The organism is Coleofasciculus sp. FACHB-1120 (genome assembly GCF_014698845.1).
In the GTDB taxonomy this organism is placed as follows: domain Bacteria; phylum Cyanobacteriota; class Cyanobacteriia; order Cyanobacteriales; family FACHB-T130; genus FACHB-T130.
The window spans coordinates 20,231-42,496 of record NZ_JACJTV010000023.1; the positions used below are offsets into that span (position 1 = coordinate 20,231).

The 22,266-nt window shown below is 44.4% G+C and carries 15 protein-coding genes and 1 pseudogene; 11 read left to right on the plus strand and 5 right to left on the minus strand.

Features of this window, described 5'->3' with window-relative positions:
- Positions 1-639 precede the first annotated feature (639 nt).
- The 3 genes and pseudogenes from H6H02_RS18725 to H6H02_RS18735 all read right to left on the minus strand — a co-directional run bounded on the left by H6H02_RS18725 (position 640) and on the right by H6H02_RS18735 (position 9,905).
- Complete coding sequence (locus H6H02_RS18725; protein ID WP_190820503.1) at positions 640-2,208, minus strand: response regulator; 1,569 nt, start codon at positions 2,206-2,208, stop codon at positions 640-642.
- A complete protein-coding gene (locus H6H02_RS18730) occupies positions 2,208-8,177 on the minus strand; it encodes a hybrid sensor histidine kinase/response regulator (protein WP_190820505.1) in 5,970 nt (1,989 codons plus the stop codon). The genes H6H02_RS18725 and H6H02_RS18730 overlap by 1 nt, the downstream gene beginning before the upstream one ends.
- A 394-nt stretch (positions 8,178-8,571) precedes the next feature.
- Positions 8,572-9,905: pseudogene (locus H6H02_RS18735) on the minus strand (NCS2 family permease).
- A gap of 197 nt (positions 9,906-10,102) precedes the next feature.
- On the opposite strand from H6H02_RS18735, the gene H6H02_RS18740 reads away from it, so the two are divergent.
- Positions 10,103-11,734, plus strand: a complete 1,632-nt coding sequence (locus H6H02_RS18740; protein WP_190820511.1) for a phospholipid carrier-dependent glycosyltransferase — start codon at positions 10,103-10,105, stop codon at positions 11,732-11,734.
- Positions 11,735-11,816: 82 nt separating this feature from the next.
- On the opposite strand, the gene trmB is transcribed toward H6H02_RS18740, so the two are convergent.
- Positions 11,817-12,452: a tRNA (guanosine(46)-N7)-methyltransferase TrmB gene (gene trmB, locus H6H02_RS18745; protein ID WP_190820513.1), complete on the minus strand. Its 636-nt coding sequence runs from the start codon at positions 12,450-12,452 to the stop codon at positions 11,817-11,819.
- Between the two features lie 397 nt (positions 12,453-12,849).
- On the opposite strand from trmB, the gene H6H02_RS18750 reads away from it, so the two are divergent.
- The 4 genes from H6H02_RS18750 (at position 12,850) to H6H02_RS27725 (ending at position 16,318) form a co-directional block, all read left to right on the plus strand.
- Positions 12,850-13,950 (plus strand): metallophosphoesterase, encoded by a 1,101-nt coding sequence (locus H6H02_RS18750; RefSeq protein WP_190820515.1) that lies wholly within the window; start codon positions 12,850-12,852, stop codon positions 13,948-13,950.
- Positions 13,951-14,090: 140 nt separating this feature from the next.
- A complete protein-coding gene (locus H6H02_RS27715) occupies positions 14,091-14,219 on the plus strand; it encodes a hypothetical protein (RefSeq protein WP_277922575.1) in 129 nt (42 codons plus the stop codon).
- A 524-nt stretch (positions 14,220-14,743) separates the two neighbouring features.
- A complete protein-coding gene (locus tag H6H02_RS27720; RefSeq protein ID WP_190820596.1) occupies positions 14,744-15,409 on the plus strand; it encodes an acyltransferase in 666 nt (221 codons plus the stop codon).
- Positions 15,410-15,529: 120 nt separating this feature from the next.
- Positions 15,530-16,318, plus strand: coding sequence for an acyltransferase (locus H6H02_RS27725; RefSeq protein WP_190820517.1), 789 nt, complete (start codon positions 15,530-15,532; stop codon positions 16,316-16,318).
- 197 nt (positions 16,319-16,515) lie between these two features.
- Here the strand turns inward: H6H02_RS27725 and H6H02_RS18765 are convergent, their stop codons facing one another.
- Complete coding sequence (locus H6H02_RS18765; RefSeq protein WP_190820519.1) at positions 16,516-17,766, minus strand: FIST N-terminal domain-containing protein; 1,251 nt, start codon at positions 17,764-17,766, stop codon at positions 16,516-16,518.
- 411 nt (positions 17,767-18,177) lie between these two features.
- On the opposite strand from H6H02_RS18765, the gene H6H02_RS18770 reads away from it, so the two are divergent.
- The 6 genes from H6H02_RS18770 to glmM all read left to right on the plus strand — a co-directional run bounded on the left by H6H02_RS18770 (position 18,178) and on the right by glmM (position 22,234).
- On the plus strand, positions 18,178-18,399 hold the full coding sequence (locus tag H6H02_RS18770; RefSeq protein WP_190820521.1) for a Calvin cycle protein CP12: 222 nt from the start codon (positions 18,178-18,180) through the stop codon (positions 18,397-18,399).
- 165 nt (positions 18,400-18,564) lie between these two features.
- The gene (locus tag H6H02_RS18775) at positions 18,565-18,747 is read left to right on the plus strand and encodes a hypothetical protein (protein ID WP_190820523.1); all 183 of its coding nucleotides are present in this window, start codon (positions 18,565-18,567) and stop codon (positions 18,745-18,747) included.
- A gap of 70 nt (positions 18,748-18,817) precedes the next feature.
- Positions 18,818-19,417, plus strand: coding sequence for a DUF3177 family protein (locus H6H02_RS18780; RefSeq protein WP_190820525.1), 600 nt, complete (start codon positions 18,818-18,820; stop codon positions 19,415-19,417).
- A 100-nt stretch (positions 19,418-19,517) separates the two neighbouring features.
- Positions 19,518-19,817 (plus strand): hypothetical protein, encoded by a 300-nt coding sequence (locus H6H02_RS18785; protein WP_190820527.1) that lies wholly within the window; start codon positions 19,518-19,520, stop codon positions 19,815-19,817.
- A gap of 661 nt (positions 19,818-20,478) precedes the next feature.
- Positions 20,479-20,697 (plus strand): ATP-binding protein, encoded by a 219-nt coding sequence (locus tag H6H02_RS18790; protein WP_199329340.1) that lies wholly within the window; start codon positions 20,479-20,481, stop codon positions 20,695-20,697.
- A gap of 73 nt (positions 20,698-20,770) precedes the next feature.
- Positions 20,771-22,234 carry a phosphoglucosamine mutase gene (gene glmM, locus H6H02_RS18795; protein ID WP_190820529.1) on the plus strand — a complete coding sequence of 488 codons (1,464 nt, stop codon included), beginning with the start codon at positions 20,771-20,773 and terminating at the stop codon, positions 22,232-22,234.
- Positions 22,235-22,266 lie beyond the last annotated feature (32 nt).

The window sequence follows — 22,266 nt, forward strand, 5'->3', positions numbered from 1 at the left end:
TAAAAACACGTAACTTGTGGAAATTGGTTTTTTCTCGTTTTGTAGATATGAGCTAAAAAAGATTAAGTAAAAATACGTAGCTCTTTAGGATTACTTCCGCTATATCCTAAGCAATCCCTAGGGGAAATACTGACCTTCAAGAGAGTCTTTACGAAATCTTTACAGAAAATTCATCATTTCCTGGCAAATAACAAAGATTTGATAAAATGTTCTCTAAGCTACAGACAGGTTAATAATTTGGTCGTTTGATCAAAAATCAATCTTTGATTGAATCTCAGCAATATTACGGGTTCGCGCTGAAAAAATGGAAGTTTAATAGTTTTAACTGAAGAGACTGGTAGTTTTACGGATAGACCAACCTTACAGCAACAGATGCGCCGCTTCGCGTCTACAGAAAGCCTTTAGATTAGCGAATATATTGGGCGTTGCACGTGAAGCGATCGCTTCGCCCTTATCTTCTTCCCACCTCGCTATCAACGCCAGCTAATTTTCATCAAGGATAGCGATCGCTTCGGTGCGATTAATTGATATCAAAACTGAAAATCATGAGTTTTAAACTGGAGAAAACAGGTTTTGTCTGTATAGCTGCGGTTTCAACCGCCAAGTCAATCTTAAGTTGACACTTGATGGGTTCCAGCATTAGACCGAATCGCCGCTGTTTTTCAAAATAGCGCATTGGCAATCCGATTCTGGATGGCACGAATGAATCGGAATTTTAATCATGAACTCCGTCCCCTGCCCAGGTGCTGAAATACACGTCATCTGACCACCATGTTTTTTGACTACAATCTGGTGGCTAATCGACAATCCCAAACCTGTACCTCTACCCTCTGGTTTCGTCGTAAAGAAGGGATCGAATAGGCGATCGCGTACTTCCTCTGGCATACCGGGGCCAGTATCCCCAATCCAAATCGTCACAAACTCATTGTCAGTTACTTCGGTGCGAATCCGAACCGTGCTACGGCAAAAGAAAATCTCCTCAGGCGATCGCTCTTCGTCATACTCCTCCAAAGCATCCATTGCATTCACCAGCAGATTCATAAACACCTGGTTGAGTTGCCCCGCAAAACACTCTACCGGCGGCAGATTGCCATATTCTTTGACCAGTTGAATCCCTGGATGTCTGGCGCTAGCTTTGAACCGACTGTGCAAAATCAGTAGCGTGCTATCTAACCCAGCATGAATATCCACTGGCTTCATTTGGGTTTCATCCACGCGGGAAAAAATTCGCAACGACAAAATAATCTCGCGGATGCGGTCAGCCCCAACTTTCATCGAACTCAGCAATTTGGGCAGGTCTTCAATCAAAAATTCTAAATCTATCGCTTCAGCGTGTTCCTTAATTTCAGGTGGTGGTGCAGGAGTGTACTTCGCATAGAGGCTCAAGAGGTCGAGCAAATCTTGGGTATAGTGATGGGCGTGAGTGAGATTCCCATAGATGAAGTTAACGGGATTGTTAATTTCGTGGGCGACACCCGCTACCAATTGTCCCAAACTGGACATTTTTTCACTATGAACCAGTTGGCTTTGAGTTTCTTGAAGTTGGCGGAAGGCAAGTTCAAGCTGATGTACTTTTTCTCGATAGCGTGCTTCTGATTCCTGTAAGGCTGCTTCAGTAGAGATGCGTTCTTGGATCTCCTGTTGCAGATGCTGATTTGATTGGGTCAACAGCTGATTGGATAGGAAAAGTTCAGCCGTCCTTTCTTCTACCCGCCCTTCTAACTCGGATGTAAGTTCTAAAAGTGCTTTCTCTGCCTTAGTCCGCTCTTGGATCTCTTGTCCCAGATGCACATTTTGTTCCTGCAATCTTTTAGCCAGAGTTCGCAAGCGTAAATGAATTTGAACACGGGATAAGACTTCTTCATGTTGAAGCGGCTTAGTAATGTAATCCACTGCCCCAAGATTTAATCCCCTGATTTTATCTACCGTCTCAGAAAGCGCCGTCATAAAAATCACGGGGATGTCTTTCGTTGATTCCTTAGCTTTCAACTGCTGACAGGTTTCAAATCCATCTATCCCCGGCATGAGTACGTCTAATAAAATGAGGTCGGGTGGGGCATAATCAATCTGAGCAATTGCATCCTCACCATCCTGCGCCACCAATACTTGAAAGCCTGAATTTACCAAAAAATCGAACAACACTCCTAAATTTGTAGGATTATCATCAACGATTAAAATAACCCCATTTTCAATATTTGAAGAGTTCATTAATTTTTTCCTACATTCCTTAAAAATTCGCGGATCTTTTTAACTTGGAAGCCTTTAGCTAATTGACGCAATTCGCCTGAAAAAGGCGCATATTTAATATCCAATTCTTCTAGTTGATCGCTTCGCTCCACAATGCCTTTAAGATCGCCCTTCATTGCTAAATCAAATAAAGCTGAAATTTCCTCTGCTGAGGGAGCCACGAATGAGTGTTGACTGCCTTGGCTCTTAAACTGATAATTTTCTTTTTTGTGGACTGTTTCTAGTTGATTTTCGTCTTCTTCATAAACCCATTCCAGCCCCAAGTGAAGCTGTAATTTTTCTAAAAGCTCTGGTATTCGGACTGGCTTGGGTAGAAAATCATTGCAACCTGCTTCCTTACTTTTGTTCAGGTCGAAATCAAAAACGCTAGCAGAGGTGCCAATCACTATCACCTCTTTCAGTTCGGGCGATTGCCTGATGCGACGAGTCGTTTCAAAGCCATTCATCTCAGGCATCATCAAGTCCATTAAGATGCAATCGGGATTAAACTCAGACGCCTTCTTCAGACAGTCTTGTCCATCTATCGCCTCTACAATTTCAAACCCTAAAGGCAACAGCATCTTGACTAAAATTAAACGATTTTCTCGCTTATCATCTGCTACGATAATTTTCCGCTTATAACCTTTAAATCCGGCAATATTTCTTTGCTTTTGTTTGCTACCTTCAGTGTATTGAAAAACTTCAGGTAAATCTAAATCAAAGAAGAAGACACTGCCTTTTCCTAAAATACTCTGAACTTGAATCTCGCCGCCCATCATCTGGACTAATTGGCGGGTAATTGCCAGTCCTAACCCGGTTCCCTCAGCTTTTCGATGGTTGTCCCCCACCTGCTGGAACGGCAAAAATATCTCTTCTAATTGCTCTGGTGGCATACCAACGCCTGTATCTTCCACATGGAACCGGATTTTGCCTTCGTAATAACCGACTTTAAAAGCTACGCCTCCAGTTTCAGTAAATTTGACGGCATTGCCGAGTAAGTTCAGCAAAGCTTGCCGTAATCGTTTCTCGTCAGCCCTGACACCTGTGGGAAGTTGAGTAATCTGCTCGTAAATCAAAGAAATTCCTTTTTGTTCAGCACGGATGTTACAGATTTCGGCAATACCTTCTAGAAATTCTGGAAAATGAAAATCTGTTGGGTGAAGTTCCATTTTCCTGGCTTCAATTTTGGAAAGGTCTAAAATGTCATTAATCAGGTTTAGCAGATGGTCGCCGCACTGGTGAATAATACCTAAACCATCTTTTTGTAAATCAGTTAAACTTTTGTCTCGCTTGAGGATTTGGGCATAACCTAAAATGCCATTGAGCGGTGTCCGCAATTCATGGCTCATGTTTGCGAGAAAATCACTCTTAGCGCGGTTGGCTGATTGAGCAATTTCCTGGGCTTTTTTCAAATGGACATTCTTTTCTTGTAACTCCAGCGTTCGCTCTTCTACTTTCGCTTCCAGAGTACGACTGTATTCTTCTAATTGTTGGTTGGCAGATTCTAAGTGGGCATAGAGTCGTGCATTTTCTAGAGCGATCGCAGCCTGTCCTGATAACATTCGCAACACTTCTACCCGCTTCGGCGTAAAAGCGCCAGCAATCAGGTTGTTTTCTAGGTACAGGATGGCACTTAGCTTACCTTGAGATAGGATAGGCGCACACAAAATTGATTTTGGTTTGTGTTGAGTAATGTAGGGGTCGGTGTTAAAAATTTCCTCGTGGCTAGCATCGTTTAAAACGACATCTTTCTGAGTTCTGATGACGTAATTAAGTACCGAGATAGGCAATTGTCCAGAAGTTGATACTGGTACAGATTGCAGCACTTGGACTTCATCTGGAGTCCCTGCTGCTTCTATAACAAGTTGGCGCTCTTTTGATAGGATAAGCAAGCCAGTTTCAGCACCTGCGTTTTCTATCAAAATCTTCATTAACTTGTCGAGCAAGTTAGGTAGAACAATTTCTCCAGAAATGGCGACAGATGCTTTCATTACAGTTCCCAAATCTAGCAACCCTGTTCGAGTGCCTGTAGTGGTCGAAGAGGCAATCGTCATCGTATGAACGAAAGGGGTTTCAGTGGCAACAGGCGATCGCATTATTAATTGGGGATATCTTTCCTCCAAATCTTGGATTTTAGCTAAAGCTCCCCATTTCATATAGCCATAGTACGCATCCGTCATGTAAGTCTTAGCAATCTTCTCTCTGCCAAGGGATAGCTGAAACTCAGCCGCCAGTTCATTTGCTAAGGCTTCTTCCTGGATATATTTCTGTTCCGCTGCTTCTTTAATTGCTCGTTCGTAATAATCCATTGCTTGGTCATTTTGTCCCAAAACCCGCGCTTTTTCTGCCTCTACTAAGTCGTACTTATGCTGGAAGTTCGACGGAGCATGGAACGCCCAAGTCTTCATTTTTTCTTGATTCGCTGCCACTTCACTGAGGTATTGTTCTTTCTCCTTTGCTTGGGTTGCTGGATACAGTGCTAGAAGGGCAAGAGAGTGGTAGAAGTTGTAGAAGATATTATGAATTGTTCCCACCCCGAAGTTAGCATTTTGTGATGCTAAAGTTGCACTGGCTACTGTTCCCTCGTAATCTTTAAATGAATAAAGTAGAATTATTTGAGCCACATAATAAAGAAGCCGCAGAGTTCCATTGTTGCCGTGTTTTATAACTGGTAGCATTTCTTCTTCATTAAAAATGTCGCCCGTTAAACGCAATTTATCTGGCGCTTTTCCGAGGAAATTTTTAATTAGCTGGTAATAAATTTTGATAAACCCAATATCGTAATCTTGTTTGCATTTAATAGCCAAAACGAGATACTTTTCATGTTCGCTTTCAAGTTTTTCAAGTTGCTCCCCTTTGAAAAATGCAAAATTGCAATAATTCGCAGCATCATGACAAGCAAACTCTAAATCTCCGACTTCTAAACCACTCTGAATGCCATCACTCAAAGGTTCTAGGTTTTCCCTAATATGCTCTTTCCAGTGGCTGATAAGAGCATACATTATACAAATAATCTTAGATTTTAAGGTGTTGCAGTTAAGTTTTTTCAACAAGGGAATGGCTAGTTTCCCGAATTGATATCCAGAATCTATATCTCCCGTTGCTCCACACAAGAGACAGCCATAAAAAGCATAGGCGTAAGCGGATTCGGGAGAATTTCCATAGTCGATAGACAAAGAGATCATCGTAAAAAGAACTGGCGGCAGCATCGCGGCATTTCCTAGATAAGCCGCTGTTACGATCGCTTTTAATATCCGCATGGCTGCAAGTTTATCGAGATCAACCATTAACGGCAGGTCAGCTAAATCATCAATAATTAGATATTGAGGGGGTTCTTGTTCCAGGCGAATGCCGAACATTTCTAGAACGGTAACTCCGGTATCTATCGCTGATTGCAGATTGCTTTGAGCTATATCAAACTGAATTTTTAACTCATACACCTTGACTTTTTCCAAGAGTGTTTTTGCATATTTGAGGAGAACATCAGAAAGCTGAGTCAACTGCTCAAAGTTACCGATTAAGTATTCAGCTTCTGCTGCTTCCAAGTAGAGGGTAAAGGTCAGGGCATATTGAATTTCCCAGCTATCGGAGGACAAAAGTCCCAAACCCACATTTAAATATTTGACAGCGGACTCATGGGCAGTTGCTGCTTTAGCTCTTTGACCAGCGATAAGATTGAGTTGAGCTAGTTCGTATTTTTCCGGCTCAGAATGGAGTAAGTCAGTCCCGTAATTAAGTTGGTTAACCAGCGCAAAAATATTTTCTTTTTGTTCTTCCGGCGTCGTTCTTTGTAGTAGCAATTGACCAATTGTTAGATGAGTCTGTTTTTTCTGCTCATTAGGAATCAGAGAATAAGCGGCTTGCTGTACGCGGTCATGTAAAAACTTGTAGTCAACCTTAAGGTCAGTTAAGGTAATACTCCCCGCTTCTTCCTGGCTAAATACGAGGGGAATTTTGTATTCATTGTTCAAAGGCAAAATTAAACCTGCCTGAAGTGCCGACCACAATTGGGTGGCAGTAACTAAGGAGGATTCTTCATGGACAACACTCAAAACTTCTAAATTAAAAGTGTTGCCAATACAAGCTGCCAATTTTAATACTTTCTGCGTCTCATCGGACAGTTTCTGGATATTTCTAGCAATCAACTCGACGACATTATAATCGGTGATACCAATCGCTTGAATTTGCTCGATATTCCACTGCCACTCACCTAAGCGCAAGTTATAAACCAGCAAATCTTCCTGGTAAAGTGTTTTGAGGAGTTGAGTTAAGAAGAAAGGATTTCCCTGGGTTTTGCTAAAAAATAACTCCGCTAGCAGTTTTGCTTGAACCGATTCATTTAAAGTATCGGCGATTAATTCTTTAACATTCAGTAGTTGTAAAGGTTGAAGTACAATATCATTTACCGTCGCACCCGCTTCTCTAATTTTATCAATTGTTTGAACTGTCGGATGCGTGGGAAAAACTTCGTTATCTCGATACGCTCCAATTAGCAATAAATACTTGTTATCAGTATCGATAATCAGTAATTCAATTAATTTAAGCGATGCCGAATCCGCCCACTGCAAGTCATCCAGAAAGATAACTAAAGGATGTTTTTTAGTTGTAAATACGCCAATAAATTGTTTAAATACTCGGCTGAAGCGGTTTTGCGATTCAGTTGCTCCAAGTTCCGGAACGGGCGGCTGTTTGCCGATAATCAGTTCGATTTCGGGAATCACGTCTGTAATGACTTGCCCGTTAACGCCTAAAGCAACTAAGAGTTTCTCTTTCCAAAGTTGAATTTCTGCTTCGCCCTCAGTTAGGAGTTGCAGAGTTAAGGATTGGAATGCTTCAATTAGGGAAGCATAAGGAATATTGCGCTTAAACTGATCGAATTTACCCGCAATAAAATATCCCCGTTTCTGGACAATGGGTTTGTGAACTTCATTTACTAGAACAGTTTTACCAATTCCGGAATAACCGGAAACAAGCATCATTTCCCCAGTACCATCGGAGACGCGCTCAAAGGTATTTAACAGGGTAGCAACTTCCGCCTCACGACCATAAAGCTTTTGAGGAATCAGTAATTGACCTGCTTTGTCAGCACTGCCGGGAATAAAGTCGGAAATCGTTCCGGTAGTCTGTAGCTTCATTAGACAGATTTCTAAGTCAAACTTCAAACCATCTGCACTTTGATAGCGGTCTTCAGCATTTTTAGCTAACAATTTCATTACAATCTTGGAAATTGCCTCTGGAATTTCCGTATTTAGTTGATGAGGTGGAAGTGGCATTTTGGCGATATGGCTGTGTACCAATTCCAGAGGCTCAGTAGCATTAAAAGGCAATTCACCTGTGAGCATTTCATAAAAGGTGACACCTAGAGAATAGAAGTCGGTGCGGTAGTCAAGCGACCGATTCATTCTCCCGGTTTGTTCCGGTGACATATAGGCGAGAGTACCTTCGAGTAAGGTGGGGTTGCCAAGGGTTTGGTTTTCTCTTTCTAGACGAGAAGCAATGCTAAAGTCGATGATTTTAACTTGCTTTGTCTCTGGATTAATGATGATATTTTGAGGTTTAATATCTTTATGAATAATCTGGGCTGAATGCAGTTGAGCAAGCGTGGATGCTAGCTGAATGGCTATGTTTAAAAATTCGCTTAAGTCTAAAGAGCAATCGCTAATATAATTTTTTAGCGAGATTGCCCCAAAATCTGACAAGATAAGCGCTAGACCATTCTGATAATTTTCTAAAGCTAAGGGCTTGACAATTCCTTCTATATCTACTAAGTTTTCTAAAATTTTATATTCATGTTTTAACCGAGTTAGCTCTTCTAAGGTGGGATACTCGGCTTTGATCGCTTTAACGATCGTTGAAGTTTCATCCAACTGCCTGGAAGCACGATAAATAACGGTATTGATGCCTTCATGTAGGGCTTCAACGAGTTCGTAACCGGGAAGGGGAAGAATCATTTTTAGAAGAGTATGGGTAACATCAACTGGGAATAAATTTATGGAAATCCCTAATAATAAGGATAATTCGCCACTCGATTTATCGTTCCCAAACTGCCCTACAAATTCTCGAATCCTAAATAAAGCTCAATATTTAGACATAGAAGTTAGCATTTCTCCGCCTTCAGCTTGATGGCGCAAGCGTTTGGATAAGATTAACCACAAAGCTACTCGGACACTGAGGAAACACGAAGTTCTTGATCTTTGTGTCTGAGTGCCTTTGTGGTTTAAAAAAGCAATTTTTTGGCAAAGGGATTTAGAAATGGAGTTTCTGCTTGGTTCTAAGTCCTTACTTTCACGTAGCAGAGTTTACAGCCATAAATACAAATCTCAGTACAAATACTCCAGCCAAAATTCACACGGCTAAACTGATTTCATGTGCTTTACCTTGAAATGTTTTCACCAGTGGATAAGTCATAAATCCAATTGATAAACCTTCGGCAATTGAGTAAGTCAAAGGCATTAGGAGAATGGTCAAAAAAGAGGGAATCGATTCTGCAGGATCTTCCCAACGAATTAGACGGACATTTCCTGCCATCAAGACGCCAACAACGAGCAGTGCGGGTGCTGTGGTAAAGGCGGGAATTGCTGCCAATAAAGGAATAAAAAATATCGACAAAGTAAATAAGGCGGCGATGACAACGGCAGTAAACCCGGTGCGTCCCCCTTCCGAGACGCCAGCAGCTGACTCAATATAGGTCGTGACGGTGGAAGTTCCCAGAATTGCCCCCACGGTGGTTCCTACGGCGTCTGCCATTAGCGCTTCACTCGCGCGGGGCAGTTCCCTATTTTCATCAATGTAACCTGCCTGGGTGCCGACACCGGCGAGAGTGCCGATCGTGTCGAAAAGATCGATGAACAGAAAAACAAAAGTGACGGTGATTAAATTCCAAATGTTAGTTTGGTTAATCTGACTCAATCCCTGGAAAGCTTGACCAAGTAAATCTCCGGGCCACTGAGGAAGTGCGATAATTCCAGAGGGCGGGGATACGATGCGAAGAATCCATCCCAGCAAGGCAGTGGAGAGAATTCCCCATAATAGCGCTCCTTTGACGCGGCGAGCGACAAAAGCAAATGTGATCAGAATTCCCGCAATCGCTACCAGCGTTTGCGGCTGTTGCAAGTTTCCCAAGGCAGTTTTCGTGACTGGGTTCGCCACAATAATCCCCGCACCCCCCGTTTTCAGATCGCCAGCTAAGCCGATATAAGCGATAAATAAACCAATTCCCGCCGCTGTAGCTTGTTTGAGGCATTCAGGAATGGCGCGGATAATTTGGGTGCGAATATTCGATAGCGTCAAGGCAATGAAAATTAGCCCCTCGATTAAGACAGAGCTGAGGCCAACTCGCCAATCGATTTTTAGCGCCAAAACGACAGAAAAGGCAAAAAAGGCATTCAATCCCATTCCTGGTGCGAGGGCAAACGGATAATTTGCTGTTAATCTCATCATCAAAGTCGCGAACTGACAAGTCAGCGCTTCGCTATCGCGCTGGAAATTGCCGTTGCGATCGCCAACTCCCCAAATAAATCCTGCGGTTGTTCCAGAAAAATAGCATTTGACAAAATTCCCGGATTGACTGCCAGAATATATGCCATTGTCATAAACGTGGTCACGCCTGCCAAGACTTCGGTGCGAAAGTTGGTGTGAAATTCCTCAAATTTAAAAAATCGCGCGAACTGACAAGTCAGCGCTTCGCTATTGCACCCTGCCACCTGTTCGGCGGGCGCGAAGATCCGTGACTGGCAACGACTTCACTCTTGCTCAACTTATCCTTATTCATTTTTTTGTTTGACACACGCTCTACTCAGAGTAAAGTTTTATTGAGAAATTTTTGGGATGATGCTACACAGTTTGGAAATGCCTTGAAGCGTTTGAGCAGGTTTTTATGTTCTTGTTAAACAAACGTTCTATCAGCCAACGGTGGTTCTGGATTGGAATGGCTGGCGTATTCTTGGTTTCGTTTGCCCTGCGCTTTTGGGGGCTAGAACGATTTAATACTTTAGTGTTTGATGAAGTTTACTATGCAAAGTTTGCCAACAACTATTTAACCCGGACTCCCTTTTTTGATGGACATCCCCCTTTGAGCAAGTACATCATTGCCGTGGGGATGTGGATAGGCGATCGCTTGCCGTTCGGGAAAGATACGATGAACGGGTTGACGGGTTCTCTGCATTCCCCTTGGAGTTACCGTTGGCTAAATGCCCTGACTGGCTCGTTTATTCCCTTAGTGCTGGGAGGAATCGCCTATCAACTCACTTATCGGCGCAGCTATGCGTTAATCGCTGCTATCTTTGCCGCCGCCGATGGTTTATTCCTGGTGGAGTCGCGCTATGCCCTGAATAACGTTTATCTGGTTATTTTTGGGCTGTTAGGACAGTGGTTTTTCTTATTAGGACTCGCAAATCAAGCGATGCGGCGCTGGTTTTGGTTAGCGCTAGCCGGTATTTTTTTCGGAGCGTCAGTGGCTATCAAGTGGAATGGCTTGTGGTTTCTGTTAGGTGCCTACTTTATGTGGGGTTTTGCCTGGGCGATGCAATGGGTGCAACAGGCAATGGACAAAAGGAGCAAAAAAGCTGGAGAACCTGGCAGTAGAGGAGCTGAGGAGCAGAGGCGATTTTTTCCTCATTCCTCACGCCAGACTCCTAACTCCTTAGTCCTAACCCCTGACTCCTCACTCCTAACGCCTAACCCTTCAGTCTTCAGTCCTCAGTCCTCAGCCCTGACTCTGACACCGTTGCAAAACCTGACGCAGCTGAATTTACTACACGTTTTAGTAAATTTAGCAATCATCCCATTCCTTTTTTACGCCGTTAGCTGGATTCCTCACATTCAACTCAACCCAGAATTTGGATTTTGGGAGGTGCAAAGGCAAATTCTGGCATACCACCAACGAGTGGGTGATGGGCCGACAATTCATCCTTACTGTTCCAGATGGTACACCTGGCTGTTGATGCTGCGCCCGGTGGCGTACTTTTACCAAACGGCTCAAAATACGAGTGCGACGGTACCCCAATTCCCGCCTTTGCCAAGAGGGACAGGCAATGTGATTTACGATGTCCACGCGATGGGGAACCCAGTTCTGTGGATTCTTTCAACGGCGGCAATTTTACTGCTGCTGTTTTTGCTAGCTCAACACTTCTTGACTGGCAAAGGGTGGAAAATTACCCCAAGCGCCTCAACTTGGATTGCCTTGTACTTGGTTCTGAACTGGCTGGCGAATGTGCTGCCTTGGGTACGGGTAACTCGCTGCACGTTTTTGTACCATTACATGGGAGCGTCTGTGTTTGCAGGGTTGGCACTTGCCTGGATTGTCGATAGGTGGCTGCAAAGTCCGGCGCGTCAGTTAAGAGCGATCGCGCTGACGGTAATTTTTGCGATCTTGGCAGCTTTTGTGTTCTGGATGCCAATCTATTTAGGTTTGCCCTTATCCCCCAGACATTATCAAATCTTGATACCGCGCTTCAATGTTCGGTATTTGCCACCTTGGTTGCGCCAGTGGGTGCCCAATTGGATTTAGGAAAGTCTTGAAGGTTGAGGGTTGAGTAATGAGTTTGAAATTTCCCTGTTTCTCTCACCATTAAAAACTCAACCCTCAAAATTCAATTTCTGATGAATAAAGCGCGATAAACGGGTTCGTCGCGAGAAAGAGTAGTGATTTCGCGTTCAGTTGGTACTGGTAGGGGATTCGTGTCTAACCAGTCGTCACCACCCTGTCTTTGGAAAGCTGGGGAAGAAGAGAAGCGATCGCGCATTTCTACTGCGATCGCCTCAACATCTGACTGAACAAAAACCACTCCTCCACTAACCAGGTACTTTGCCAGAACTTCTAGCATTTCTGGCTGCACCACGCGGCGTTTGGCGTGTCGATTTTTAAACCACGGATCGGGAAATTGAATCGTGACGCGCTGCAAGGTGCCGACTGGCAAAGAACTCAAAATAGGATTTAATGAGTTATTGGCATTACAAAATAAGTAGTGAAGATTTTCTAATTGCGCCTGCTGTTTCCATTCATTAGCTTCTTCTACCAACGTTTCTCGAATTTCTAAACCCAGATAATTCCAATCGGGTTCTACAGTCGCCATTTTCAACAAAAACCGCCCCTTAGCACACCCAATATCTAAATGCAGCGGCTTCGTCGGATCGGCATAAATATTCTGCCAGTCAGGAGGATTTACCGGCGTTTGATACTTGGAGGAAAGTGGATTAACGTGTTGGCGAACTCGGACGGGTGACAATATGAAACTCCTTTTTTGGATGTTAGCGATTCAGCAAGTCAATATCATTCAATACAAAGTTTTTACCGCTCCCTAACCCTTTCCTAAAAGGCTACGGTGTATACACAAGTCTTCTTGAACTTGCAAGTCCCATTTTGATCCCCCCAACCCCCCTTGAAAAGAGGGGCGAATTAAGTCAAAGTCCCCCTTAAAAAGGGGAATTTAGGGGGATCAATCAACGTTTTGCTACTTAATAAAAGATATGTGTACACGGTAAAGCAGGGAAGAGGGTTGGGGGTTAGGTTTTGATGCCAACTTGGCGAGCTACTGCTTCGCGTGCGGAAGAGAATGTAGCAAAGGTTATGATCGACGGGGATCGCTATTATTACATTCCCTCGTCCATTTTTGCGTTGGCGCTATGAGTCTCAATTTTCGTTTTGCTGTCATCAGTGACTTACACATCGCACTTCCTAACACGATTACGGATCATCCCAGCCGTTTTCACATGGTAGAAGTCAGTATCCCAGCATTGGAGATTGTACTGAGTCATCTGGAACAACTCAACTTAGATTTTCTGTTGATACCGGGAGACTTAACGCAGGACGGGGAACCAGAAAATCATGCTTGGCTGCAAAAACGTCTCTTGAAGCTACCTTTCCCAGTCTACGTGGTGCCGGGGAATCATGATGTACCCAGTTTACTACCCACTGATAGCACCATTGGACTCCAAGAGTTTCCCCACTATTACCAACAGTTTGGCTACGAGAATCTAGAGCAACTGTATTACACGAGTCAAATTCTACCCGGAGTGCGCTTAATTGGGCTGAATTCCAATAATTTTAGCGATCGCGGAAAACAGATAGGGCGTTTGGATGATACTCAGTTGGCATGGCTGCAACAACATCTGAAAGAGATTGATGATGAGTTAGTGATGGTGATGGTGCATCACAATATCGTCGAGCATCTACCCGGACAATCCAGCCACCAGTTAGGGCGTCGGTATATGCTGGAGAATGCGCCAGTGCTGCTGCAAATACTCCGCGAGGCGGGGGTAAATCTAATTTTTACAGGGCATTTGCATATTCAGGATATTGCTCGCGATCGCGGTGTTTATGACATCACCACAGGTTCTCTGGTTAGCTATCCTCATCCCTACCGGATTTTGAACTTCCGCACCGATAACCAAGGCAAAAAATCCTTGCAGATTGAGTCGCATCGGGTGGAATCTGTCCCCCATTTCCCAACGCTGCCACAATTCTCACGAGATTGGATGGGCGATCGCTCGCTTCCCTTCATGCTCAAGTTGCTGACTGAGCCACCCTTAAATATCCCGATGACAGAGGCAGAGGGACTCGCCCCCAATTTACGCTATTTCTGGGCAGATGTTGCCAAGGGGGATGCTTTATTTGATTTCTCCCACTTCCCCCCAGTCGCCAAGCATTATTTCGAGTCATTTGGCGCGATCGCTCCCGATGGCACCCCCGCCCTCATCGACAATTCCACAACTTTATCTCTTTAACCTAATTCACCAGCTATTTAATCTACCTTTAGTAGGATGCTGTTCAAACTTTACCTTCAGTAGAGTTTGACTAAAGTGGTATAACATTGATTAAGCTTTTTTCAGTCTAGATATAAGTCTCTAAATCCACGCTCTACATCGTGACCTTAACAGTAGACCAACGAAACTGGATAGAAGAAAGTCGTCATAGCCATCGCGGAAGTGCCATGTTGTTTGCGCCGATGGTGGAATTCAACGTGATGGCTGAGATTGGAGATACCCCACCATAGTTGAGTCACAGCGATTTAGAGGCGATGCTAAACAAGAAGGCGATCGCATTGGAAAATTACTGAATCGATTTTCCTGATTTTCCTAAAACTTATGCAGGTGCAACTGATAACTCTGCCTGCTCATAGTAACTATCTCTAAAGCTAAATTTCTTAGGATTTTAAGCTTCTTTGACTTGCAGAAATTAGAGAGTAATTCTGGTAAAAGATTGTTGTATCTATCACCATCACTCTTGGCATGACTGTGATTAGTAGAACTCCAGCTTTGCTAGTATCTTTCCTTCAATTACTAACGCAGGTTAATGACTTGAAATCAAAAACAAGGTTCTTCTGATTAACCCGCACTAATTTGGCTCAAAAGATAGTTGCTCTCATAAATCATCAAGGATTAATTTTAGTAAAAAAGATGATTTTGGAGTGCATTTGCCGTGAGTATCGACATATCTTCTAAAAATTTTCACCGCGAATCCTCAATACAGAATCCTCAAGTACCGTCACGTCGGTCGCGAGTAAAAGAAGCTGTATTAATGAACCTAATCGGCGGGATTCGGCGACCTCTAGGCCCCTTGTTGCGGAGATTACTATACCCCATTATTTTGGATCAAGTAGGCAAATCTCTATACATTCAAGCTGGGGTTGAACTTGTCGGTGCTAGTTGTATTGAAATTGGAAATAATGTCAAACTTCTTCGAGACGTTCGCCTCAATGCTTGCGGAAAAAATAGTAAAATTTCTCTGAAAGATTTAGTCTGTCTCGATCGCGGCGTTGATATTAACGTGACGGAACACGGGAACTGCCAAATTGAGATTGGTGAACGGACACATATTTCTCCCTATACCTGTTTAGGTGGTCCCGGTAATATCAAAATTGGCAAGTTCTGTTTAATTGCATCACACGTGGGAATTTATGCTAACAATCATAACTTTGCCGATCCTACAGTTTATATATGGAAGCAAGGAGTCACTTGCAAAGGAATTACCATCGAAGATGACTGCTGGCTAGGTACTGGAGTGAAAGTGCTGGATGGGGTCACGATTGGTCGCGGAAGTATCATCGGTGCAGGTGCAGTTGTTACAAAAGATATTCCCCCTTGCTCAATTGCAGTAGGAGTTCCTGCTAAAGTCATTTCTCAGCGAAATTCTATTAGCAATCCCTCAGCAAAGGAAGTGGGTGTTCAAGTTACAGACTCCTAAACTTTTAATCAGGTCGAAAGCAGTATTGAGCCAGCAATACTGCTTTCACTCAAACAGACCATTCCGGCTAAAAATCATTCGATATCTGGTTTAAAAAAGTCAGCTTTGGGGGAAATCGTAATGAGTATCGAAAATAAACTCTATTCTTCACAGTGGAATCGCCGAAAAGAATCTTTATTGATTACATTACTGGGCTGGGTTCCCTTATCGCTGGGTTTAGCCCTGCGAAACCATTTGTACGGCAATATTTTAAGGCGAATAGGCACCTCTGTTTTGATTCAACCGGGGGTAGAATTTATCCGGGCCTGTTGTATTGAAATTGGAGATCAAACCAAAATTTTTCGAGGGACTCTCTTACAAAGTTATGACCAGGATAGTCAAATTAGTATTGAAGATCGGGTATCTATAGGACAGAACGTTTATCTATATGCTGGGGGGAAAAATAGTACAATCTTTTTAAGAAATAAAGTACGTCTCGATCGAGGCGTTGATATCAAAGTTTTGGACGATGGCTGTATTGACCTTGGAGAAAATACTTATGTTGGTCCGTATAGTTGCCTATCTGGGCAGAAAATAAAAATCGGAAAGGATTGTTTAATTGCATCGCACGTCAGCATTTACGCTAGCAATCATAACTTTGAAGAGACTACACGCCCCATAATCAGCCAAGGCTACAATTGCAAGGGAATTACCATCGAAGATGACTGTTGGTTGGGTAGTAAAGTAACCGTAGTGGATGGAGTCACGATTGGTACGGGCAGTGTTATCGGTGCAGGTGCAGTTGTAACCAAAGATATTCCCCCTTATTCGGTTGCAGTAGGCGTGCCTGCGAAGGTTGTTTCGAGGCGAAATGAGATTCCTGTTAATTCGGAAAAAGTTGGAGTTCAGGCAATTAACAGACTCCCCTAGAATCTAGGACAAATTTGCTTGGATGGTATCGTAGATGATTAGGGAACTGGTAATCGATTAGAAGAGTGATAAGTGTTAAGTTTTGAGTTAGGGTAAAATTCTTTAATTTCAAAGTATAAAACTATACCCTTGAACAAAGCAAAGGGTCAAAACTTAAACCTTTTTCCGAATTTCCAATTATTTGAGAAACATCATTATTAAGCTTGGCGACAGATACCAAACACTGAGGTGTAGCCATGTAGAAAAGTGCTACCTGCAACAGGACCGATTTCACCATTACAGAAGAAACCAGCCACTGGGATGTCTTTTAGATAGCGACGGAATAGCTCGGAGTCAAAGTTGGGCTGCCCATAAAGCCCTTCTCCTCGCCCCAAACAGGAGAACAGCAAGGCACCGGCAGGTGGAGAATCACTAGGTGCCTGTTTTTGATAACGCTGGAGGAGGAGTTCCAAGTCTTCTGCGGAGGTGAGGGCGTCTCGGAGGTGGAATTGGATGCGCTGACCAGGACGAACGCGATCGCCAATTGCGATCGCCCCCACTCTAGGATCTACGCCCAGCAAATTACGGATCAAAAAATCTCCCGGCTCCAGGTTTAACTTAAATTCATCCCGCACCAAGCCCACAAATAGCGAATGCTGTGCCAATTGTCGGTCTGTCTCGCTCAAATTCTCAATTAAATCCTGCAACACTTCCAGCGGCGTCCCAGATTTCCCGCCACAGTCATTCACATCGGCGCTATCCTCCTGGGGAGTCAGTTCCAGAAGAATATTCCGTTCTCCTTTGGCGATCCGATAAGGCTTCCCAATCGGGCGACAGCCCTGTGCCACAATTGTTTCCAGTACGATATTGCCACTTAAAGCGACCCCCACCGTTCCTTCACGGTAGAGTTGGTAGTTACAAAACAAACCCGTGTTACTACCCATACTGCCAGCGCTAGCCAGACCCCCCACTTTCACTGACCCTGGATAAGCAAAATCCAGTCCTTGCAGTAAGTCATTAACCTTGGAAGAGAAAGGATCGGCTAACAAGATGAACTGAGGTTCATCAGCAGGTGATACGCCAATCAGGTCTACCCAATTATCCGGTGAGCTATCCAGGTCGGGCAAAGTATCGCTAGAAATCTCAAAAGAGTGAACATTCACTCCAGGAAGATGAACCAAGCTGAGGCTTAATGCTGGTTCTCGTTCGACTTCTTCCACTTCGTCCTGCGAATTCATGCCAATGATGCCGCCGCCACCACAGCCAATCAGCGCCTTAACATTGAGTCGTTCTTGCAACAATGGCATCAGCCGCGAATATTCACTCGCATAGGCAGACGAGATGAACACCAGCCCCAAGTCAGCCGGTGCCTGTAACGCCAGGGTCGTGCGTTCAACCACTTCCGCGACTGCCGCTTCCAAAGACGGACGGGTTGATAAGGCGTTCGTCCACTTGATCTGGTTAACCATAGGGATTACACAAAAATGCGCTTTTGTAAGCCAATGCCCTTGGGTGGATTGGCAGGGTATCAAAGCATTATCATTACCCTAACACTCGCAAGGCACAGGTTGTAGAGTCCCATCACTTCAACACTAGAGGAGGAGTTAGCGAGTGGCAGTAGCGCCTTAACATTAGTTAATATGGTGAAGATAACCATAGATTAGCCGGTTAAGTGTATACTGGCAGCTCGGTGAGTCAGAAACGACCAAATCTTAAAAGATAAAGATCGATCCTGTTCAGGTGCTGTCTCTTGCTGATATGACAAAGAAAGAATGACTGAAAACTTAGCGTCAGCGAGCAGAACACCTGATTGGAGATTGCCGATAACGGTCGAAATTCACCAGGTTTCCTGAATAAAACAAGAAACGGGGACGGTAATTATGAGCAACATCCAAGACCAAATTGAACAAGAGCGCGACCAAGCCCGGGCTGTCTGCGATACCAAGGGCGCAGGCTCCGGTGAGTGTGCGGCGGCCTGGGATGCCGTTGAAGAATTGCAAGCAGAAGCATCCCATCAGCGGGACACCAAGCCGAAGAATTCTCTAGAGCGGTATTGTGACGCTAACCCAGGAGCAGATGAGTGCCGGGTCTACGAAGAATAAACTTAATTCGGTGCTAAATGTCACCAGTCCGAGTTGGTGTTCTCCGCACAAATTCACCGGATGATTTCCGGCATTTACAAGCAACAAGAACCTGATTGAAGTCGTTCGAGTTGCTTTTTTTTGGATTTGTGTAGCTATTTATACCAAGTATTTGGTTTGGATGCAATGGATGCAATGGATGCAATGGATGCGATCGCACTGAAACGGCTTTCCGCAACAAATAAAAAAGAAGCTGTTTTTGATCGGGAAAGGAAAGATAAGGAAAAACAGAGAAAAAACCTTCCCTTGAAAGCCCCATCCCTTGCGTGTAGGAAGCTGTTGCAGACAATCAGCTCTAATGTAGATTAATTGAGTAGCAGTCGCACCTAGACAGTTAAAATGAGTGGGTAAAAATTCCCCTTTCTGCCATACACAGCCAATGGACAATAACAACCTCTGGTTCCGACCGTTAGTTTGGATGGACTACCGGCTAGCGCTACTATTTACTGTTATCATTCCCCTGATTTTGCTGATCTGGGCTTTTATCCAGAAAGCTGATGCAATGGTGCGCTTGTTAATCATCTACTGGCGGGTTTCTAGTCTGCTGGCAATTACAATTTACCTGATGATTGCTGGATGGCCGATTTCCTATGTGTCTTCTTTTTTTGCTCGCCTCTTGATTCCCATATCCCTCTGGTTTTGGGTGGATATCAACGATGAAATTGACGATCAACCCCTGCGTCCTCTCAAGTTAGCGCTAACAGCGTGGCGTTGGGCTGTCAGTGTTTATCTAACATTGGGCGCTTTAGCTTTCCTTCCTTTCTTGTCTTGTGCATTTTCCCCAGGAGCGGTTCAGAAACCATTTTGTAACGTTTGGTTAGAAGCACCTAGGATGTACAAACAGTATTTCCATCCCAGTTATACACCTCAATTTTTAGGCTTTTTGGCGATGGTGGGATTGGTGATTTACGTACTTTACTTGAGCTATTTTGTCCTAATCCGGTTGGGCAAGGAAGGACGCTCGGCTATGGAGCAGTAAAATAATTAAAAATTAAAAATTAAAAAAGCATTCAGTTTTTTTTAATTTTTAATTTGTATTTTTAATTGCTTCTCCTTAACACCTTACACTTTGCACCGATATGAGTAATACTGTTGGGCAGCGTCTAGAAGGATACACCGCCAAACGCCCCCATGAAGTCCTGGTTGTCACGGCTGAAATTGCTGGTGAAGAAGACAAAATTGCCATTTTTAAAGGATATTCTAGTTCTTTGATGCGCCCAACAGCATTCGATCCGGATGTGCCGGTGCTACCAGATGGGGCATCGATTATCTCTATTGATAGAGTCCTTTCCCCTTACAATCCAGAAGCCCCTCGTTATATAGAGCAAGGATTGACTTGGGAGAAAATCCAACCGTTGTTGTTAGAGGTAGGAGTTTAGGTGAGCCATAGCAATGGAATCCTATTTGAGTTGTAAAATTCTCCGATCCTCTTCCTCTCTTACTTGGCGACCTCTGCGTCTAAAGCGCTAACCCGCATAGCTGCTTTAAACCAGTTCGTTAATCGAGATAATGTTCGCGAATCATTTAAGACTACTAAAGTTAGTTGAGCTTTGCGAAGGTTAGGGAAGTGGCCAAGAAATAAACCTTACCTGTTTCAGGCAAGCCAAATCTAATATTTGGATATTGTTAAATTAAGGATTTTTAGGGACAAACTATTCTTGAATACATTACTGAAATCTCAACCTAGCCCCCTGAGATTTCTAGCTAAAATTCAAGAAATTAATCTAGGCTCAATCGCTAATAGTTTGCAAAATGTATTATTCTCAATCGAGATGAGAGCTGACCGTATCTGTCAAATTTTACTGTTTTTATGGAATTGCTCCCGATTAAAAGAAGCGGCTTAGTTGAGTATTATCCAGCGCAACTCAACCAGGTATTTATAAATATTTTGAGCAGTGGGATTGACGCGTTGTGAGAGCAAAACCAGCAATCCAGCCCACAGATTTTGATTCAGACGGAAATAGAAACAGAAAATACTTGGTTTGTATGAGTGCGGATTAGAGATGACGACCTCGGTATTCCCCAGAGATTCAAAACAAACTGTTCGATCCTTTTTTCACGACTAAGCTTGCGGGAAAAGGCACTTGGTTAGGACTGGCAATTTGCGCCCAAATTATGGAAAAGCATCAAGGCAAAATCGAGGTGAATTCGCAGCTAGGACTGGGAACCGAGTTTACACTCGTCTTGCCTAGCAAACATCCGAAGGCGATCGCACTCAGTAGCCACCTTGAGCTAGAGCAAGCCAACGGCAGACCCTAAGAGAGGTTTGGGTTATTCCGGAAGGTGCTATCCTCCACTGTAAGTGTGTTGTGTGTTGGAGTGATTTAAAAATATGGTTTCATCCCCAAGCCGTCCTCAGCTCTCCAGTCCTGTGACTGAGGTAGAGCAAACAGGCATCCGGATTGGTATTAATCCTGCTTCCAGTTTCCTCTCTTTGCCAACAACTCCCCTGTTTGGCACCGATGGCATTCGCGGAAAAGCTGGAGAATTACTGAGTGCCTCCCTAGCCTTGCAAGTGGGTTTTTGGGCAGGTCAAGTGCTGCGGGCATCGGCAACCACCTCAGGGCCGGTGATTTTAGGGCAGGATTCTAGAAATTCCAGCGATATGTTGGCAATGGCACTTGCTGCTGGTTTAACGTCAGCGGGTCTAGAAGTGTGGAATCTAGGGCTATGCCCGACTCCCTGCGTGGCTCATCTCACCAGCGCCTCCCAAGCCGTGGGCGGGGTGATGATCTCTGCCAGCCACAATCCCCCAGAAGATAACGGAATCAAGTTTTTTGGTGCGGATGGTACGAAGTTACCCCCCACGTTGCAGCAGGACATTGAAGCGGCTTTAAGAGGAAGGGCGAATTTCGCCACGTTGAATGGTAGCTGGGGACAGCATTATCATCGACCGGAGTTAGTGACAAATTATCTGGACTTGCTGAAGCGATCACTTGCACCAGGGATCGGCCTAAAAGGTTTACGAGTCGTGCTGGATCTTGCTTGGGGCGCAGCAGTTCATTTAGCACCAGCGGTGTTTCAAGAGATGGGAGCAGAAGTTATCTGCTTGCACGATCGTCCCGATGGCGATCGCATCAATGTAAATTGCGGTTCCACTCACCTCGATTCCCTCCAGTCAGCCGTCAAAGAACACGGTGCAGATTTAGGCTTTGCTTTTGATGGAGATGCCGACCGAGTGATGGCTGTCGATGCCCAAGGTCGCGTCGTTGATGGCGACTATATCCTCTATTTCTGGGGCAACACCCTGCGACAAGCTGGGCAGTTGCCTGGGGATTTGATCGTGGCGACAGTCATGGCGAATTTGGGCTTTGAACGCGCCTGGAAACAGCTAGGCGGTTCTTTTGTGCGGACAGCCGTTGGCGATCAGTACGTACAAGCGGAAATGCTGCGGACTGGAGGAAAGCTGGGCGGAGAGCAATCGGGACATATTCTCTGTCACCATTACAGTCTTACTGGAGATGGCTTGCTGACTGCTTTACATATAGCGGCGCTGGTGAATCGCACTGGGCAATCCCTCTCAGAACTGATTGATGCAAGCTTTGAGACTTATCCACAGCTGCTGCGGAATGTGCGGGTAGAAGATCGCGAGAAAAGACGGCATTGGCAAGAGTGCGATGCCGTGACGAATGCGATCGCTCAAGCGGAAGCGGCAATGGGAGACCAGGGAAGAATTTTAGTTCGCGCCTCTGGCACCGAACCTGTCATCCGAGTTATGGTGGAAGCCGCCAGTGCCCACCTAACAAATTACTGGACAGAACAGCTGGTTCTCGCAGTCGAGCAACATTTGGCGTGATTTTGATTTGAGATGCGTGGACGCGTGGATGC

Coding starts and splice junctions, on each gene's coding strand:
- H6H02_RS18725 (WP_190820503.1), bottom strand. CDS start 2,208: ATGAACTCTTCAAATATTGAAAATGGGGTTATTTTAATCGTTGATGAT.
- H6H02_RS18730 (WP_190820505.1), bottom strand. CDS start 8,177: ATGATTCTTCCCCTTCCCGGTTACGAACTCGTTGAAGCCCTACATGAA.
- H6H02_RS18740 (WP_190820511.1), top strand. CDS start 10,103: ATGTTCTTGTTAAACAAACGTTCTATCAGCCAACGGTGGTTCTGGATT.
- H6H02_RS18750 (WP_190820515.1), top strand. CDS start 12,850: ATGAGTCTCAATTTTCGTTTTGCTGTCATCAGTGACTTACACATCGCA.
- H6H02_RS27720 (WP_190820596.1), top strand. CDS start 14,744: ATGAACCTAATCGGCGGGATTCGGCGACCTCTAGGCCCCTTGTTGCGG.
- H6H02_RS27725 (WP_190820517.1), top strand. CDS start 15,530: ATGAGTATCGAAAATAAACTCTATTCTTCACAGTGGAATCGCCGAAAA.
- H6H02_RS18765 (WP_190820519.1), bottom strand. CDS start 17,766: ATGGTTAACCAGATCAAGTGGACGAACGCCTTATCAACCCGTCCGTCT.
- H6H02_RS18770 (WP_190820521.1), top strand. CDS start 18,178: ATGAGCAACATCCAAGACCAAATTGAACAAGAGCGCGACCAAGCCCGG.
- H6H02_RS18775 (WP_190820523.1), top strand. CDS start 18,565: ATGGATGCAATGGATGCAATGGATGCGATCGCACTGAAACGGCTTTCC.
- H6H02_RS18780 (WP_190820525.1), top strand. CDS start 18,818: ATGGACAATAACAACCTCTGGTTCCGACCGTTAGTTTGGATGGACTAC.
- H6H02_RS18785 (WP_190820527.1), top strand. CDS start 19,518: ATGAGTAATACTGTTGGGCAGCGTCTAGAAGGATACACCGCCAAACGC.
- glmM (WP_190820529.1), top strand. CDS start 20,771: ATGGTTTCATCCCCAAGCCGTCCTCAGCTCTCCAGTCCTGTGACTGAG.